This window comes from Paenibacillus terreus (assembly GCF_042138595.1).
GTDB lineage: Bacteria > Bacillota > Bacilli > Paenibacillales > Paenibacillaceae > Paenibacillus > Paenibacillus terreus.
Genome location: NZ_JBHIRX010000001.1, coordinates 713610 through 730027 on the forward strand (window position 1 = coordinate 713610; position 16418 = coordinate 730027).

Consider the following 16418-nt stretch of genomic DNA (forward strand, 5'->3'; position numbering starts at 1 on the left):
GCGGATGCAGTCCTGTTTCTGCTCGGGCGAGGAGGCTTGCGGTTATTCAGTGCCGGGTTGTCCCGGTCTCTGAGGGAAACTTACTTTAAACATTCCGGTCAATAAGTCATTCCTGTCAGTCCAGGCTGGCGGGGATTTTATCCTGGCGCAGATCGAGCCATTCAAGCTCCGCTCGGGACAGCTTAATTTCGGCCCCTTCAGCACAGGAGTCCAGCTCCGCGGGGTTGCGGGCGCCAATGACGGCACTGGTTGGGAACGGTTGATTCAGCACATAGGCAAGGGCGATTTGAATGGTGCTGGCATTCTTCTGCTCAGCAAGCTGCTCCGCGCGCCGGAGGCGCTCCCAGTTATCATCACTGTAAAATACGCGCACCAAATCCTCATTATCCCGCCGCTCCGGGGTGAATTGCCCGGTGAAAAAACCTCTGGCCTGTGAAGACCAGGATAACAGGGGAAGCTGCTGCTGTTCATGCCAGCTGCAGGTAGCCTCGTCAGCAGAGACACAGCCGGGCCAGAAAGGCTCATTGGCTTTCGCCAGGCTGAGATTGGGGCTGCTGAAGGAGAAGCCCTGCAAGCCGTGAGAGGCTGCGTATTCATTCGCTTCCTGCAGCCGCTGCCATGTCCAGTTGGAGGCGCCGATCGCTTCAATCGTTCCGGCCTCAATGTGGTGATTAAGAGCTTCAAGGATCTCCCCGACAGGGACGGAAGGGTCATCCCGGTGCAGGGCGTAGAGCTCTACCGAGGACGTTTGCAGCCGCTCCAGACTGCGGGCCAAATCCGCATCAATGGCTGCGCGGTTTACACGCGGCCCGTTCTGATCATGATGCGCCCCTTTCGTCAGGATCACCCACTGATCGCGGTTTCCCTTTTCCTGCATATATCTGCCGATGACCTCTTCACTTTGGCCGCCTGTATAGATATGAGCTGTATCGATTGTGTTGCCACCGGCCGCCAGAAAAGCATCCAGATTGCGCGCGGCCGTATCATAGGTCTCATGGGTAAAATAATCGGAGCCTTTAATCAGCCGTGACACCGGTTTACGAGTTCCTTCAATTGAAATATAGTCCATAACGCTGTCGCCTCCCTGATTACTTTAATCACTTCTCAAGAGCAATCGGCTGCTGCCGTCAGGGTTATATTAACATTGTAAAGAAAACGGTTCCATATAAGAAATACGAAGCGGGAGTGCGGAATATCACTTCTTTTTTGTTATATCAGAGGCCTTACAGCCTACGAAAGGGGTGCCCCAGGTCAAAGGACCTTGTGGGACACCCCCGGTATCCGATATTAAAAGTGAGTGTTCAAAAAGTCAGGTTTTCAGCACCGAGAAGATTGGATGAAGCAGGGACTGAGGAGCGGAGCGTACTTGGAGTACGTGAGCACCGGAAGGCCCGGCTGAATTCAAGATTCGATGTCGAACCCGCTTCCTGATTTCCTTCGTGATCAAAAGATGACTTTTTGAACTACCTCTAAAAGTGCCGTCCAGTGATGTAGCGGCTGCCCCAATAGCCTGTATTAATACTGGCGATGCCAACACCCTTGCTCGGCATGTTGCTGATCATTTTGCCGTTTCCGATATAAATGCCAACATGATCGATTTTACCGGGCTTGTTCACGCTGAACATAACAAGATCACCCACGGTCAGCTTGCTTTTACTGTGCACTGCTTTCCCCCGTTTAGCCTGGGCTTTGGAGCCCCAAGGCAGATCTATACCATTTTTCTTGAACACAAATTGAGTAAAGGAGGAGCAATCAAAGATCAGCTTGGAAGGATTGCGAACACCAAACTTGTATGTAACTTTGCCCTGATAGGACTTGGCGGTATTGACGATTTTGCTTCCGCTGGTTGCAGAAAATTCCTGGGCAGAATCGGAGGCAGAAGCGGAACTTGGAGTTATGAAACTCACAGCAGAGAATAGCGTCGAGATCGTTAAAGCAGCAGTAATCAGTTTTTTCATGGGTCAACTCACTTCCTTGATTGGTAGATATATCAGTTACAGGAGTACATTAGCATAGGCGCTAACAAAAAATCCTTAGTGGATGTTTGGGCATGGAGGAAATTTCGGCCAAAGGCACATGAAAATCGACCCGTATGCCGATAAAAAAAACATCTATCGATGCACATTTAGAACATCGGGAAGGTCGGGTGAAGATGGAATGAGAGTTAATGGAAGCAGAAAAGGCGGCAGATTATGGATAAATATGTCCAGCGGATTTCACAAATTGGGGGACTACAGAGAAGAATTCGACGTCAGTACAGGGGACAGGCTCATGTCCAGTCTGACCCGGCGGGTGTATTCCATCGTGCGGATTCAAATCGGAGAGGAGAGCTTTGCCGAGCTTGAGCTGTTCGTGAAGGAAGAAGCCAGCCCTGGCGCCTGAAAAAAACGGATAAAACCCCAAATAACCGGCTTCGAACTTGAGGCCGGTCATTTGAGGTTCATCCTTATGATTATAACTATCCATCCAGTGCAGCTGGTTTAATCAACGTTTTATCGTTACTTTATATTCATTACTTTACGCTCTCCCAGGGGCTGCACCGGACGATGATTGTCAGAAAAAATGACTGCAAATTGGTCAATTTGCGCTTGCGACATCTCAATCGGGTTGTCCAGCACAGTCCAGCTTACACCCTCAGTGCACGGCGGGGTCGTGAGCGAGCCGCTGTAACGGATGGAATGCAGATTTGCCGGAAGCATGGAAGCGAGATCAATGGTGCCTTCCAGTTCAACCGCTTCTTCTGTTTCCTTGGCAGGCATGCTGCTCCATACGTTCCCGAAAGCCTTGTTCTCAGATCCGTTTTTGATCAGAACACCAAGCACGGCGGTTTTGCCATCCTCGCTTTTATGGACAAAATGCAGCTCCATGTCCGCTTTTTGCCCGTCAATCTGATGCTCGCTCGGGTGATGGAAATGGAACTGGGCAAGCGTAAACTTGGTTCCGTCCAGCATGATATAATTTTTGTTATCCTTTAGAGTGACCTGGATCGTATGTCCGTTGTTTTGTATATTTGCTTCCGTTTTGCCGTAATGAACCTCTACCGGCTTGAGGCTGTTGGAGGCTGTCAGCTGGGAATGATTAATATCGATGGGAGACTGCTCTGTTCCATTTTTGCATGCAAGGTAGTCTTCATCCAGCTCGCCCCAGTGCTCCGGTCCGGCATCGTCTTCATAGGTCCAGTGCGCGGGAGAGGCTTGGGAAGCACTGGCCGTTTGAGGGCCGGGAGAATTGCTTCCCGTATCGGCTTCTAGGGTCTGGCCCGACTGCTGCCCGCATCCGGCCATAAAAACAAGGACAAGCACAGACATACAAGCGATTTGCAACCTGTTTCTCATTTCCTTTTCCTTCCTTCTCCTATTTGTATATAACTTGTAACATTGTAATTTGTTTCATATCAACCCTCAAGGGTATTAAGACCTTGTTATATGAGATGCTGCATGACAAATTCTAGGAAAAGAGGAGGGGAAAAAGAGGAAGACCGTCCCAGGTTTGTGCAGCGGGACGGCCATTGAAGGGGATACATTACGGAATAAACTTTCTGATAAGAATAGCGGAATTATGTCCGCCAAAGCCGAAGGAATTGGACATGCCGACCGCCAGCTCGGCCTTCCTTGCCTGATTTGGCACATAATCGAGGTCGCATTCCGGGTCAGGCGTCTCCAGGTTGATGGTCGGCGGGACAATGCCATCCTGCAGGGATTTCACCAACGCAACCGCTTCGACGGCGCCTGATGCTCCCAGCATATGTCCGGTCATGGACTTGTTCGCTGTTACGGGCATCCTGTAAGCATGGTCTCCGAATACTCGCTTGAGCGCGGCGGTCTCCGAGCGGTCCCCGATCATCGTGCTCGTGGCATGGGCGCTGATGACGTCCACCTGTTCCGGAGAGATTCCGGCTTCGGACAATGCAGCAGCCATCGCCCGGGCCGCTCCGTGTCCGTCCGGCGGGGTGGCTACCATATGGTAGGCATCCGAGCTCGCCCCGTAACCGATCACCTCTGCCAGGATGGTGGCTCCTCTTCGCTGAGCATGGGAGAGGGATTCCAGTACGAGGATACCGGCCCCCTCCGCCATAACGAATCCATCCCGTTCCGCGTCAAACGGGCGGCTTGCCCGCTCAGGCTGTGCATTGCGGGTGGAGAGGGCGGTTGCATTGGCAAAGCTCGCCAGGGCAATATCCGTCAGGGCTGCTTCCGTGCCGCCCGTGATCATGATGTCCGAGCGTCCTGCCTGAATGCTGAAAAAAGCTTCTCCAATGGCGGTGTTCCCAATGGAGCAGGCGGTCACCGGCGACATGGAAGGACCAAGCGCGCCATATCTGATGCTAATCATGGCAGCTGCCATATTGGAGATCATCATGGGCACCAGAACCGGACTGATCCGGTCCGGTCCGCGTGCAGCGAGCACGGCGCTCTGGTTCAGCAGGCTTTGAATACCTCCCACTCCGGAGCCGACATATACCCCGAACCGTTCTCTATTAATCTCATCAAGCTTCAGCGCTGCATGCTGGAGGGCCTCGTCCGCAGCGGCCAAGGCGAACTGGCAGAAACGGTCCATTTTGCGGGCTTCTTTAACGCCAAAAAGCGCATTCGCATCAAAATCATGTACGATTCCTGCCATTTTCACCTTATGCTTTGAGGTGTCCAGCGTATCTATTTGCGAAATTCCGGATTCCCCGCGCACAAGGCCGGACCAGAATGTCTCCACATTGTTGCCCAGCGGCGTAATGACGCCCATGCCTGTGATTACGACTCTCTCTTTTTCCATAAAAGGAATCCTCCCTTGGACTGAATAATTTCTGTGGTCTGGAATTAGAATGTCATGAAATTTATCCTATTACAAGATATAGTTTATGCTAGTATAATTACTACCATAATAACTAATGAATCTTGGTGAAAAAGGAGAGACGCATGAATTCTCAAACGAGGCTGCAGGCTTTATCCGCTTTTTTAAAGGCACAGCGGGCCAAGCTTTCTCCCGAAGCGGCCGGGTTTCCGGCAGGAGCGAGAAGGAGAACTCCAGGGCTGCGCAGGGAGGAGGTGGCACAGCTGGCAGGGGTGAGCACCACCTGGTATACATGGCTGGAGCAGGGCCGCGACATCAAGGTGTCCCCGTCTGTACTGGATTGCGTAGCCACAGCACTCCAACTGACAGCCGACGAGCGAAAATACTTGTTTTCGCTCGCTCTGGAAACCGGGCAGTCCGCATCCCACCCGGCAAAACAGGAAGTGCCGCTCATCACCCCCTCTCTGGAAAAAATCATCACCGAGCTGCGCTATTGCCCTGCGATTATTTCAGACCGGACCTGTCATATTGTGGGCTGGAATCTTGCGGCTGCTTATGTGTTTCTTGATTTTGAGCTGATCCCGCAGGAAGAGCGCAATATGATCGAGCTGCTCTTTTCGCGCAGGGAATTCAAAAGGCTGGCGGTGAACTGGGAGCATTTTGCCAGCGGTTATCTTGCGATGTTCCGTTCGTATTATGGCCAGTATGTGGAAGATGAGTGGTATGATCATTTTCTGGAGGAGATGAAAAACCGTTATCCGGATTTTGAGCAGATGTGGGAGCAGAGCCGGGTGAGCTACGCGCCGGAGGTGCATTTGGAGTTCAGGCATGCCAAGGCGGGCAAGATGGTATTTGAGCTTACGTCGCTGCAGGTTTATGGCGAGCATGATCTGCGCTGCAGCATTTATACCCCGGATGCTGCAACGGAAGAGAAGCTGAAAAAATTGATGAATGAGCAGGGTGCATGAGTCGCAAAAATGATGCCGACATGATATGGAGATAAAGTCGAGTGAAACAACCAGCTTTTTTGTGATATTATTTTCTGGAGTATAAATTATTTCTACTACGGAGGTATTACCATGCGACAAGGAAAAAAAATGAGGGCACAAAACAAAGGGGATAACGCATCAACGGCCCTATAAACTGCGTAATCCCCTTACATTAGAAGGGGCATTACTGTATGAATAAGCCACTTGAGGGAAGTATCCGGAAATCTCTGGTTTGGCTAAGCATTCTTGCATTTTTCAGTGTGTTGAACGAGACGGTATTTAACGTATCCTTACCGGACATTGCGGAACAATTCGGTATTCAGCCATCTGCCGCGAACTGGGTGAATACAAGCTTTATTCTTTCTTTTGCGGCGGGAACCGCGGTGTACGGGAAAATATCGGATATGTATGGCATCAAAAAGCTGCTTCTCGCCGGTCTTCTGCTTTATGGGGGAGGATCGCTGATCGGATTGCTCTTTCATGCCTGGTTCCCGCTTTTGCTTGCGGCACGTTTTATTCAAGGAGCTGGGGCTTCAGCTGTCCCTGGACTTATTGTGGTTCTTGTTGCCAGCTGTATCCAACAGCAGCATCAGGGAAGAGCTTTTGGTCTAATCGGTTCGACGGTCGCATTTGGAGAAGGCATTGGCCCGGTTCTCGGGGGCTTGATTACGGACTATGTGGATTGGTCGTATCTTTTTGTCCTGCCGATGATGACACTTTTGACGCTGCCGTTTTTCCTTCGCACACTTCCTGACAAGCCATCGCAAAAAGGCCGGATTGATGTGCCCGGTGGTTTAATGCTTGTTTTTGGAATCATAACGTTTGCCTTGTTTACAACCCATTACGAATGGTGGTATTTAACCATCTGCATTATTCTGTTCTCAGGATTTGCGCTGCGAATCCGGTATGCCAAAGAACCCTTTATCGAGCCTGCCTTGCTCAGGAGAAAAAGGTTTATTGCAGGTGTGCTCCTTGGAGGAGTATTTCTGGGCAGCGTTGCCGGAATGATCTCCATGGTCCCGTATATGATGAGAGAAGTGCATCATATGTCTGCAAGTCTTATCGGATACGGCATTTTATTTCCGGGAACGGTCAGTGTCATTCTTTTCGGAATGATTGGCGGTGCTTTGTTGGATAAACGGGGAACGGGTTTGGTGATCATTGCCGGAATATTATTGATCGGCGCAGGGTTCTTGAGTGTTTCGCTCTTTGCGGATAAGAGCCCGTGGATGATATCCGGCGCGCTTGTTCTCACTTTCGGCGGACTTTCCTTTGTCAAAACAGTGATTTCAACCATTGTGGCCGGGACGCTTCATTCCGAGGAAGCCGGTTCGGGAATGGGGATTTTAAATTTTGCCTGCTTCCTGGCGGAAGGAATCGGGGTTGCTGTAGTGGGGGGACTACTTACGCAGCACTGGCTGAATACTCCCGTGCTGCCTGTCATTACTGACTCTGCAGCCTATCTGTACAGCAATCTGGGGCTGCTGCTGTTTGCCCTGGTGATTGCAGGGGGAGGCGTATTCCTGGCCATATTCAAGGGGGTGGAGCGCTCCCAGAGAAAATTATAAAAAATCTTGAAAAAACGGACTATTGATTGTCGCATAATGTCATACTTGATAAAAAGGTCCTATTCCCAAACGATAAAACGGCATATATATTATACTATATAATTAAAAATTTATTGTTCGTACGACAATAGCAAACCCACCGAAAGGTGGCGACGCAAAGCTACAGGGGCTAAGGAGAAATACTGATCACTATGCCAGCCAGTTGCCGAATACGACGGGAGCCCCCGTCTATTTTGCTATGGCTATCAAAATGGACGGGGCTTTTTCATTTTTGCGAAATGGCTGCCGGATTCGGCAATGGCAATGATTGGGAGATCGATTTCATTATAGTCACTTATACTTAAAGGGAAGAAGGGAAAATAATGGACCACAGAATATTACTTGAAGTAAACGATCATTTTCCTAATATTCTCAGTATGTCTGGAATAAAAGAAAGGCTGATTGAACGGAAAGAAATCCTGCATTTACTGCAAGAGGAAACAAGGAGTATGAACGATATGCTGTCTATACCCTATTTATTTATGATCGCGGATACAGATGGAACCATTGTCGATTATTGCGGTACCGATTCGTTAATAAGTTATTTTGAAAGAAATAATATAAGAAATGGTACATCCTTCGCAATGAAAAACGCGGGAATCCATGCCATATCATTATCCATGGAACATCAAGCGGTGTCTGTCGTCATTGGGGACGAGCATAGCAACAAATTGTTTGCCGAATTGTCTTCTGTTTGTACACCTATTCGAATTAAAAATGTTGTTATAGGCTACCTGGGCCTCTGTTTTCACTATGTTCACCAGGTTACATTTGCACTGCCCCTCATTGAACACCTGGCAAGGAATATTGAAGACAAATTGCCTCAAAAGGACCCCGTTCTGCAAAAAGAGCTGACCTATTCTCTCTTTGAGCAATATGAATTAACCAATCGTGAGAAAGAAATAGCCTATGGGTGGCTCGAAAATAAAAATGTACCTGAAATTGCGGATAGTTGCGGCATTAGTCAAAGTACGGTGCGTACGTTTATCAAAAAAATCTATGCCAAAACGAGAGTCAATCATAAAGGAGCATTTCTTAAGAAATTTTCATAACATACAAAAATACATAAGCATAAAATGCCCAATTGTGGGTATTTTTTTGTTTGTTAACGTTCATTCACATTAATTTATTTTGGGATAGCCTCTTAATCTGCCGAAAAAAATAGTGAGCGGCTGAATGATTCGATTGACTTTTTGGTCCACAATAATATATTATTGTGGACCAAAAAGTGGGGTGAAGCAATGTCGGCCAAAAAGATGGGGCGTCCTCCATCTGACAATCCCAAAAGCGAAACGATCAAGATACGTATCGATCAGGACATGATGAGAAAGCTTGAGGCTTCTGCTAAGAAGCTGAATATGTCACGTTCGGATGTCGTGCGCAAGGGGATTGAGAAGATCTACGACGATCTCCAATAATTAAAGAAGGAAGCAGCGCAATGTCCCCAAAGAACACCGCTACTTCCTACCCCGCATCCGCTTGAGTAAGCAGACTGCATAAATATCCTACCATGTGCAGGATTCTCATTCAAGCGATGCGATGACATTTATGGGAGGATTAATATGCAAACCATTCTGGAAGCCCTGTACCGCGGGCAGCTTCATCCCGATGAAACCATCGTGCCATCTCATCCAGAATACCGACGCTTAAGCCAGCAAGTGGTCGCGCAGACGGAACAATGGCGAGACCGATTGGGTGACGAAGCATTTCGTCAGCTTGAAGAATATTTTGACTTGTGTGATCGTGTCAACAGCATGCATGTTGAAGCCGCTTTTCAACATGGGTTCAAGCTTGGAGCCAACTTGATGATCGAAGTCTCGAGCAAACGCGAAGGATTGCTTCAGGATACAGCTTCAGGATTGTCATGATGATGCAACTAACAACTTAATGACCATCTTCCGGGTCCGCTCGTAATGAGCGGGCTTTTATCTCTTGAATATTCTGACAGATATCTTCATGATTCCTCAATTAGAGAATAAAAGAAATACCCAATTCTGGGTATTCTATTTATTTAAGTCGGATTTTATAATTATTTGTAAGTTGTCCGTGAAGGGTTACTAAGCAAATTGACAATTTCATATTTCGTACGACAATAGCAAACCCACTGAAAGGTGGCGACGCAAAGCTACAGGGGCTAAAGTGAAATACAAATCTATTATGCCAGCCAGTTACCGAATACGACGGAAGCCTCCGTCTATGTTGCTATGCTACCAAAATGGACGAAGGTTCTTCATTCTTTTCAATGGATATCGAATTCAGCCGTGGCGATAATTAGGAGTTGGTTTCATTATTAGTCGCTTATTCTTAAAGGGAAGAAGGGAAAATAATGTACCAAGGAATATTACTAGAAGTTAACGATCATTTTCCTAATATTCTCAGTATGTCTGAAAAGAAAGGTTGATTGAACGAAAAGAAATCCTGCATTTGCTGCAAGAGGAAACCAGGAGTATGAACGACATGCTGTCGATCCCCTTTTTACTTGTGATTACAGATCCGGATGGAACTGTTGTCGATTACCGCGGTACTGATTTGTTAATAAGTTATTTTGAAAGAAATCATATAACAAAGGGTACATCTTTCGCGAAGGAACACTTGGGGATCAATGCCATATCATTATCCATGGAGCATCAAGCGGTTTCTGTTGTCATTGGAGAGGAGCATAGCAGCACATTGTTTGCCGAGTTGTCCTGGGTTTGTACGCCCATTCGCATAAAAAATGTTATTATAGGTTATCTTAGTCTCTGTTTTCACTATTTTCATGAGGTTACATTTGCTCTGCCCCTCATTGAACATCTGGCAAGGAATATCGAAGACAAATTGCCTCAAAAGGACCCCGTTCTACAGAAAGAGCTGACTTATTCTCTCTTTGATCAATATGAATTAACCAATCGTGAGAAAGAAATAGCTTATGGGTGGCTGGAGAATAAAAATGTACCTGAAATGGCGGATATTTATGGGATCAGTGAGAGTACGGTTCGTACTTTTATAAAAAAAATCTATGCAAAAACGAGAGTCAATCATATAAGGGCATTTCTTAAGAAATTTTCATAGCACTTGGTAGAGACGTGGCATTAACTAATTTCAGAAAAATGTTACATAAAAATCATATACCCAATTATGGGTATTTTTTTTATTTATGTAGAATTTTATAATTTTATGTAACAGAATGTTGTAAGGCAGCTTAGAGATCCGCACCCAAGACATGCTACTTTACAAGAAATGAGGGATATGCAAATGCCATTCCAGGGGGAAAGAACAGTTATCGTCACAGGTGCCGCTCGCGGCATTGGCTATTCTATTGCCGAAGCATTTGTCAAAAATGGTGACTTCGTTGCGATTGGTGATTTGAACGTGGAAAGCGCGGTTAGCCGTGCGAAAGATCTTGGAGACCGGGCAAAAGGTTACGAATTGGACGTTGGAGATCCGGTATCAGTACAGCTTTTTGTCCAACAGGTGATCGCAGAGCGGGGAAACGTCCATGTTCTGGTCAACAATGCAGGCTTGCAGCATATTGACAAAGTAGAGGATTTCCCCATTGAAAAATGGAACCAACTGATTAATGTTATGCTGACCGGTCCTTTCTTGTTAACGAAGTACGTGGTTCCTTTTATGAAAGAACAACAGTATGGAAGAATTATTAATATTTCTTCTGTTCATGGTATAAAGGCTGCCGCTTATAAATCCGCGTATGTGTCTGCAAAACATGGCGTTGTGGGTCTCACGCGTACAGTAGCGCTTGAAACTGTGGACGAGGGTATTACAGTTAATGCTATTTTGCCAAGTGCTGTAAAAACGGAATTGATCATGCAACAAATAGCACAAGTAGCCAGAGCAGACGGGATCACCGAGGAGGAAGTTCTCCATAAGCATCTTTGGAGTAAGCAACCTCTGAAACGTTTTATAGATCCGTCTGAGATTGCCGCAGCTGCCATCTATCTTGCTTCCGATGCAGCAGCCGCTATAACTGGTCAAACGCTGAGTGTATCCGGGGGTATGTAATACCAGGGGATTGGGATATTCGAAGACCGTTGAAAGCTCTCTTGGAGGTTAAACCACAATATGAATCAACTGAATAAAAACAATTTACTGAATCAAGTAGAAATTAAAATCAATCAAGGCCAATTCTCTGATGCGTGTAGTACCCTCTATGATGGATTAAGCCACATACGCAGCCATTCCTCAGCAGAAGAATGGAAACAATTTGTCACCCAATATCGTGAACATGCAGTAAGCCAGTTTTTCTTACAAGATCCGCTAACCCGTCGGGCATTTGAAAAACCGCGCGGTTATGCGGGTGATCCTGTAATGATCGACTTTGTATATGACCATGATAAAGTAGCAACACCTTGTGCCAGACCCACCGAGATTTCCGAAATTCTAAACTGCGAACTTAACCGTATAGTTCAAGCAAGTCACGCTGTTCGTGAAAGAAAACATATTTTGTCCAGAAAGATTAATCAAACTGCAGAACGGGTTGCGAATCCATATATTCTCTCAGTTGCTTGCGGCCATCTGAGAGAAGCATTAGATAGTGTGGCGATTCAAAACAGAAAAATCGGAAAATTTGTCGCTATGGATCAGGACAAGGAAGCTCTTTCTGTCGTTGCTGAACTAATAAAGGATTTTGGAGAAACGATCCATGCCACTTTAATTGACCTTATTTGTGACACAGTACCCCTTCCTTCCTTCGATTTTATTTATACCGCTGGTTTATATGACTATCTGCCAGAGAGTCTTGCGCAAAAATTAACCAGCAATTTATTTAACTTACTCAATCCAGGAGGTCGATTGCTCATAGCTAACTATCTTCCGGATACTCCCTCTATTGCTTACATGGAGGCTGTGATGGATTGGTGGCTCATTTATCGGGATAAAGAGCGAATGCAAGCGTTGATACAACAAATACCGCAAGAGAAAATTAATGATGTTGATATGTTTGTGGAAAAAAACCAGGTTATCATTTTTATGGAAATTGAGAAGGTCGGCGGAGCAAACGCTGGATCTGTGTAGCAACGGGCGTTGCAAACTTCGTTACAAAAATATGGGATTGAAGGTGGTTAGCAATGTTAGATCAGCAGAATCCTTGTAATATCGCAATCGTTGGAGTTAGTGCTCTGTTCCCTGGATCGACGGATGTTTCTGGTTTCTGGAATGATATACTTGCTGGAACAGACATGATTCAGGAAGTACCCCCTACACACTGGCTGGTCGAGGATTATTATGATCCTGATCCTGCTGCGATGGATAAAACCTATTCCAAAAGGGGTGCATTTTTGGGGGATGTTGACTTTGATACCTTGGAGTATGCCCTACCTCCCCTTAATCTTCCAGCCACCGATCCGAGTCAGCTATTAGCGTTGATTGTGGCCAATCAGGTATTGCACGATGCTGCACGCGGACAGTTCCGGCAAATGGACCGCGAGCGCATTAGTGTCATCCTTGGTACTTGGACGGCCTCATTGGTTTCCGACATGGCTTCCAGGCTGCAGCGTCCGGTATGGGCCAAGGCATTGCGGGAGAGCGGATTGCCGGAGTCTCAGATCGAAGAGATCTGCGAACGCATTTCGGCTTCTTATGTGCCGTGGCAGGAAAATACATTCCCTGGTTTGCTTGGCAACGTTGTTGCCGGCCGCATCGCGAATCGGCTCAATTTGGGCGGAACCAACTGTGTAGTTGATGCTGCCTGTGCCAGCTCCTTATCAGCGCTTTCCATGTCGATTATGGAGCTGGCCACAGGAAAATCGGATATGGTGATCACAGGCGGCGTTGATGCGATGAACAATATTTTTGCATATATGTGCTTCAGCAAGACCCCCGCACTATCGCCCACCGGCGATTGCCGTCCTTTTTCGGATGCGGCGGACGGCACAATCCTCGGAGAAGGAGTCGGGATGGTTGCACTCAAGCGGTTGGCCGATGCGGAGCGTGACGGGGATAAGATTTATGCCGTCATAAAAGGGGTGGGCACATCTTCCGACGGGAGAGCCAAAAGTATATATGCTCCTGTAGCAGAAGGTCAGGCAAAGGCATTGCGGAGGGCTTATAAAGAAGCTGGCTATTCCCCGCAAACCGTAGAATTAATAGAAGCGCACGGAACCGGAACGAAAGCCGGCGATATTTCAGAATTCGAGGGACTGAAGCTTGCTTTTATGGAGCAGGAGGCGGTTTCGGCCCCCTGGTGTGCTCTCGGATCAGTCAAGTCCCAGATTGGCCACACGAAAGGTGCTGCAGGTGCCGCAGGTTTGATCAAGACGGTTATGGCTTTGCATCATAAAGTTTTGCCCCCAACGATTAAGGTCGAACGTCCCAATCCTAAGATGGGGATTGAAACAAGTCCATTCTATTTAAATACGACGGCTCGGCCTTGGATTCGGGATGGATTGCATCCACGACGGGCATCTGTAAGTTCCTTTGGATTTGGCGGGACTAATTTTCATGTGACTCTGGAGGAATATACCGGTCCTGTGAAGGGTGCTGAGAAGGTGAGATCTTTTCCGACAGAGTTACTCCTATTTAGTGCTGATCTGCTGGAGGAGCTTAAGTCAGAATGCCGAAAGACTGCGGAGCTTTCTCCCAGTGGAAAAGCATGGGTGGCTGCAGCCCGTCGATCGCAGAAGGAATTTGACCCCGGCAAGCGGCTAAGGTTGGCTGTCATTTCCGCAGGCGGCAGCGAGTTAAGCACTAAGCTCCACAAGGCAGTTGCACTCATGGATACGCACAGCAGTTTTTCAATCGAGGGTCTCCACTTCGTAACTGGGATTCCTTCATACGGCCGTATCGCCTTCTTGTTCCCGGGTCAAGGCAGCCAATATGTCAACATGGGAGCAGATCTGGCTATGGGATTTGACCAGGCACGGTTGGCTTGGGACAGCTCGGCTAATATCTCTTTTGCCGGGACTGATACCAAGCTCCACCAGGTCGTTTATCCGATTCCAAGGTTTACGGATGAAGAGCGTAAAGCACAATCAGATGTGTTGACGCAAACGGAGTGGGCGCAGCCTGCCCTTGGCACAGCATCCTTGGCAGCACTTGGTGTGCTGCAGGCTGTGGGACTCAAAGCCGATGCTGTGGGTGGTCATAGCTTTGGCGAGCTGACTGCTTTGTCTGCAGCCGGTGTTATCGACGAAACTGCACTCATTGAAATTGCACGCACGCGGGGAGAACTTATGGCGCAGGCCGCAACCATTCCGGGTGCCATGAGCGCTGTGTTCAGCGATAAGGCAACCGTAGAAGCGCTAATTCAGAACAACCATTTGAATGTTGTCATCGCCAATTATAATAGTCCGGAACAGCTCGTGGTGTCCGGCCGGACAGATGAGGTTGAGCGGCTGGAACTGCACTTGGCGGAGAAGCAAATTCAGTTCAGACGTTTACATGTGGCAACTGCGTTTCATTCTTCTGTTGTGGAAGCATCCGTTGCTCCCTTCCTGGAAAGCTTACGCAAATATCCGTTTAAAAAAGCTGTTACCAAAGTATATTCGAACATGACAGGAAAACCATTCTCCTCAGATTCAGAGATGATCCGTGAAACGATTGCGCGGCAAATTGCCAAACCGGTATTATTTGAGCAGCAGCTGCAGTCTATGTATGAAGATGGCGTCCGCACCTTCATCGAAGTAGGGCCGGGTGGTGTGTTAACAGGCTTGGTCGAACAAACTTTCAAGCACCGGCAGATCACCGCAGTATGTATGGACCGCAGGGGCCAGCATGGAGTGACGATGTTGTGGAACGCACTGGGGAAATTAGCCGCTGCCGGATTGACATTGGATTATGAAGCACTCTGGGAAAAGGCTCTGCCCGAAGAAACGGAACCGGAAACGAAGAAGAAGCCGCGTATGGCTGTGAAAATTAACGGTTCAGGCTACAAAAAACCTTATCCTTCTCTTGGGGGCACAACTAGCGTTACCAAAGGATGATCCGGATAAAGTGGAGAGTTACCCGCAGTGATTTGAATCTTGACCCAAAACAGCACACTATAAAAATGTTATTGAACCCTAGGAGGATTACCTATGACAAACCCATCGGGAAATTACATGTTGACCCAAGTCAATTCTGATTTCACAGCCTTGCTTCACACCTTTGAGGAGCTTCAAAAGCAAACCGCAGAAGCCCATACTGCACACCAGCAATTCATGGCGTCCGGACATGCTGCGTTTCTTCGCGCAGCCGAGGCAACATTTACAAACCTGAGCAGATTAATCTCAGGAGAAATGTCCCTAAGTTATCAACACTCAGCTGCGGGAGAAGCAGTAATTGATGAACAACCTCAGCAAAGCCCTAAAATTATTGAATTTCCTCAACCTAATGCGACAAATGAGTTGGACAGACTCCATCATATTGCACCCGCTCCGGAACTGGGGCAGATAGCTGAGGTACAGCCTGTCATGCAACCTACGGAGCAGCCCGCCACACATTCTGAGGTTGTTCCATCCAGCCTGCAATCAGATGAATCGGTCATAGATATTCAACAGCTCCTTTTTCAAATTGTTGCCGATAAAACCGGTTATCCACTGGAGATGCTCGAATTTGACATGGACTTAGAGTCTGGCTTAGGCATTGATTCGATTAAGCGTGTTGAAATATTATCAGCTCTGCAAGAGCAGCTTCCATCCTCAATGAATCTAAACCCAACCGAAATGACCACTCTTCACACGTTAGGTGAAATTGTTGATTATTTGAGAAAAAATAATGCAAAAGCATCTACGGAAGGCCAGATTGTGGATTCGGACATAAAAGATTCAGCTTCGATCACTTCGTCTACGAAATTAGATACAGCACAATTATTAATAGATATCGTCTCTGATAAAACTGGATATCCCATTGAAATGATTGATCCATCGATGGAATTGGAATCTGAGCTTGGCATTGATTCTATTAAACGTGTGGAGATTCTTTCTGCCCTTCAGGAACAACTGCCAAAGGACATCCAAATAAATGCCAATGAATTGGCTGTCCGCCGGACCCTGGGAGAAATTGCAGAGTATGTGGAGCGCAGCTCTGAAAAAAAGTCGTAACGGTTGAATCGTCAGTTTCGGAT

15 protein-coding genes and 2 riboswitches are annotated in these 16418 nt (G+C 47.4%); of the genes, 11 read left to right on the top strand and 4 right to left on the bottom strand.

Translation table 11 applies throughout. From position 1 onward, the window contains the following. Positions 1-115: 115 nt before the first annotated feature. Both ACE5KN_RS03255 and ACE5KN_RS03260 read right to left on the bottom strand, forming a co-directional pair. Positions 116-1069 carry an aldo/keto reductase gene (locus ACE5KN_RS03255; RefSeq protein ID WP_375525154.1) on the bottom strand — a complete coding sequence of 318 codons (954 nt, stop codon included), beginning with the start codon at positions 1067-1069 and terminating at the stop codon, positions 116-118. A 400-nt stretch (positions 1070-1469) separates the two neighbouring features. Then, positions 1470-1958: a C40 family peptidase gene (locus ACE5KN_RS03260; protein WP_375525155.1), complete on the bottom strand. Its 489-nt coding sequence runs from the start codon at positions 1956-1958 to the stop codon at positions 1470-1472. Between the two features lie 244 nt (positions 1959-2202). On the opposite strand from ACE5KN_RS03260, the gene ACE5KN_RS03265 reads away from it, so the two are divergent. Continuing rightward, on the top strand, positions 2203-2382 hold the full coding sequence (locus ACE5KN_RS03265; RefSeq protein ID WP_375525156.1) for a hypothetical protein: 180 nt from the start codon (positions 2203-2205) through the stop codon (positions 2380-2382). 116 nt (positions 2383-2498) lie between these two features. Here ACE5KN_RS03265 and ACE5KN_RS03270 read toward each other — a convergent pair whose 3' ends face one another. Beyond that, entirely contained in the window at positions 2499-3335 is an 837-nt protein-coding gene (locus ACE5KN_RS03270; protein WP_375525157.1) for a carbonic anhydrase, read from the bottom strand. A gap of 187 nt (positions 3336-3522) precedes the next feature. Continuing rightward, entirely contained in the window at positions 3523-4767 is a 1245-nt protein-coding gene (gene fabF / locus ACE5KN_RS03275; RefSeq protein WP_375525158.1) for a beta-ketoacyl-ACP synthase II, read from the bottom strand. Between the two features lie 143 nt (positions 4768-4910). On the opposite strand from fabF, the gene ACE5KN_RS03280 reads away from it, so the two are divergent. The 10 genes from ACE5KN_RS03280 to ACE5KN_RS03325 all read left to right on the top strand — a co-directional run bounded on the left by ACE5KN_RS03280 (position 4911) and on the right by ACE5KN_RS03325 (position 16395). After that, positions 4911-5753, top strand: a complete 843-nt coding sequence (locus tag ACE5KN_RS03280) for a helix-turn-helix transcriptional regulator (protein WP_375525159.1) — start codon at positions 4911-4913, stop codon at positions 5751-5753. A 212-nt stretch (positions 5754-5965) separates the two neighbouring features. After that, on the top strand, positions 5966-7342 hold the full coding sequence (locus tag ACE5KN_RS03285) for an MFS transporter (protein WP_375525160.1): 1377 nt from the start codon (positions 5966-5968) through the stop codon (positions 7340-7342). A 119-nt stretch (positions 7343-7461) separates the two neighbouring features. Beyond that, positions 7462-7552: riboswitch (cyclic di-GMP riboswitch) on the top strand. A 152-nt stretch (positions 7553-7704) separates the two neighbouring features. Next, positions 7705-8433, top strand: a complete 729-nt coding sequence (locus ACE5KN_RS03290; RefSeq protein WP_375525161.1) for a LuxR C-terminal-related transcriptional regulator — start codon at positions 7705-7707, stop codon at positions 8431-8433. Positions 8434-8574: 141 nt separating this feature from the next. Then, positions 8575-8799, top strand: coding sequence for a ribbon-helix-helix protein, CopG family (locus ACE5KN_RS03295; RefSeq protein ID WP_375533032.1), 225 nt, complete (start codon positions 8575-8577; stop codon positions 8797-8799). Between the two features lie 144 nt (positions 8800-8943). Then, a complete protein-coding gene (locus ACE5KN_RS03300; RefSeq protein WP_375525163.1) occupies positions 8944-9249 on the top strand; it encodes a DUF6809 family protein in 306 nt (101 codons plus the stop codon). Positions 9250-9465: 216 nt separating this feature from the next. Next, a riboswitch (cyclic di-GMP riboswitch) is annotated at positions 9466-9557 on the top strand. A 272-nt stretch (positions 9558-9829) separates the two neighbouring features. Beyond that, positions 9830-10432, top strand: coding sequence for a helix-turn-helix transcriptional regulator (locus tag ACE5KN_RS03305; protein WP_375525164.1), 603 nt, complete (start codon positions 9830-9832; stop codon positions 10430-10432). A gap of 168 nt (positions 10433-10600) precedes the next feature. Further along, complete coding sequence (locus ACE5KN_RS03310; protein WP_375525165.1) at positions 10601-11380, top strand: 3-hydroxybutyrate dehydrogenase; 780 nt, start codon at positions 10601-10603, stop codon at positions 11378-11380. 60 nt (positions 11381-11440) lie between these two features. Next, positions 11441-12391 (top strand): class I SAM-dependent methyltransferase, encoded by a 951-nt coding sequence (locus ACE5KN_RS03315; protein WP_375525166.1) that lies wholly within the window; start codon positions 11441-11443, stop codon positions 12389-12391. A 53-nt stretch (positions 12392-12444) separates the two neighbouring features. After that, positions 12445-15297, top strand: a complete 2853-nt coding sequence (locus tag ACE5KN_RS03320) for a type I polyketide synthase (protein WP_375525167.1) — start codon at positions 12445-12447, stop codon at positions 15295-15297. A 93-nt stretch (positions 15298-15390) separates the two neighbouring features. Further along, positions 15391-16395, top strand: coding sequence for a phosphopantetheine-binding protein (locus ACE5KN_RS03325; RefSeq protein WP_375525168.1), 1005 nt, complete (start codon positions 15391-15393; stop codon positions 16393-16395). Positions 16396-16418 lie beyond the last annotated feature (23 nt).

Bases quoted from the DNA above. Each gene is read 5' to 3' on its own strand.
- ACE5KN_RS03255 (WP_375525154.1), bottom strand. From the start codon at position 1,069: ATGGACTATATTTCAATTGAAGGAACTCGTAAACCGGTGTCACGGCTG.
- ACE5KN_RS03260 (WP_375525155.1), bottom strand. From the start codon at position 1,958: ATGAAAAAACTGATTACTGCTGCTTTAACGATCTCGACGCTATTCTCT.
- ACE5KN_RS03265 (WP_375525156.1), top strand. From the start codon at position 2,203: ATGTCCAGCGGATTTCACAAATTGGGGGACTACAGAGAAGAATTCGAC.
- ACE5KN_RS03270 (WP_375525157.1), bottom strand. From the start codon at position 3,335: ATGAGAAACAGGTTGCAAATCGCTTGTATGTCTGTGCTTGTCCTTGTT.
- fabF (WP_375525158.1), bottom strand. From the start codon at position 4,767: ATGGAAAAAGAGAGAGTCGTAATCACAGGCATGGGCGTCATTACGCCG.
- ACE5KN_RS03280 (WP_375525159.1), top strand. From the start codon at position 4,911: ATGAATTCTCAAACGAGGCTGCAGGCTTTATCCGCTTTTTTAAAGGCA.
- ACE5KN_RS03285 (WP_375525160.1), top strand. From the start codon at position 5,966: ATGAATAAGCCACTTGAGGGAAGTATCCGGAAATCTCTGGTTTGGCTA.
- ACE5KN_RS03290 (WP_375525161.1), top strand. From the start codon at position 7,705: ATGGACCACAGAATATTACTTGAAGTAAACGATCATTTTCCTAATATT.
- ACE5KN_RS03300 (WP_375525163.1), top strand. From the start codon at position 8,944: ATGCAAACCATTCTGGAAGCCCTGTACCGCGGGCAGCTTCATCCCGAT.
- ACE5KN_RS03305 (WP_375525164.1), top strand. From the start codon at position 9,830: ATGAACGACATGCTGTCGATCCCCTTTTTACTTGTGATTACAGATCCG.
- ACE5KN_RS03310 (WP_375525165.1), top strand. From the start codon at position 10,601: ATGAGGGATATGCAAATGCCATTCCAGGGGGAAAGAACAGTTATCGTC.
- ACE5KN_RS03315 (WP_375525166.1), top strand. From the start codon at position 11,441: ATGAATCAACTGAATAAAAACAATTTACTGAATCAAGTAGAAATTAAA.
- ACE5KN_RS03320 (WP_375525167.1), top strand. From the start codon at position 12,445: ATGTTAGATCAGCAGAATCCTTGTAATATCGCAATCGTTGGAGTTAGT.
- ACE5KN_RS03325 (WP_375525168.1), top strand. From the start codon at position 15,391: ATGACAAACCCATCGGGAAATTACATGTTGACCCAAGTCAATTCTGAT.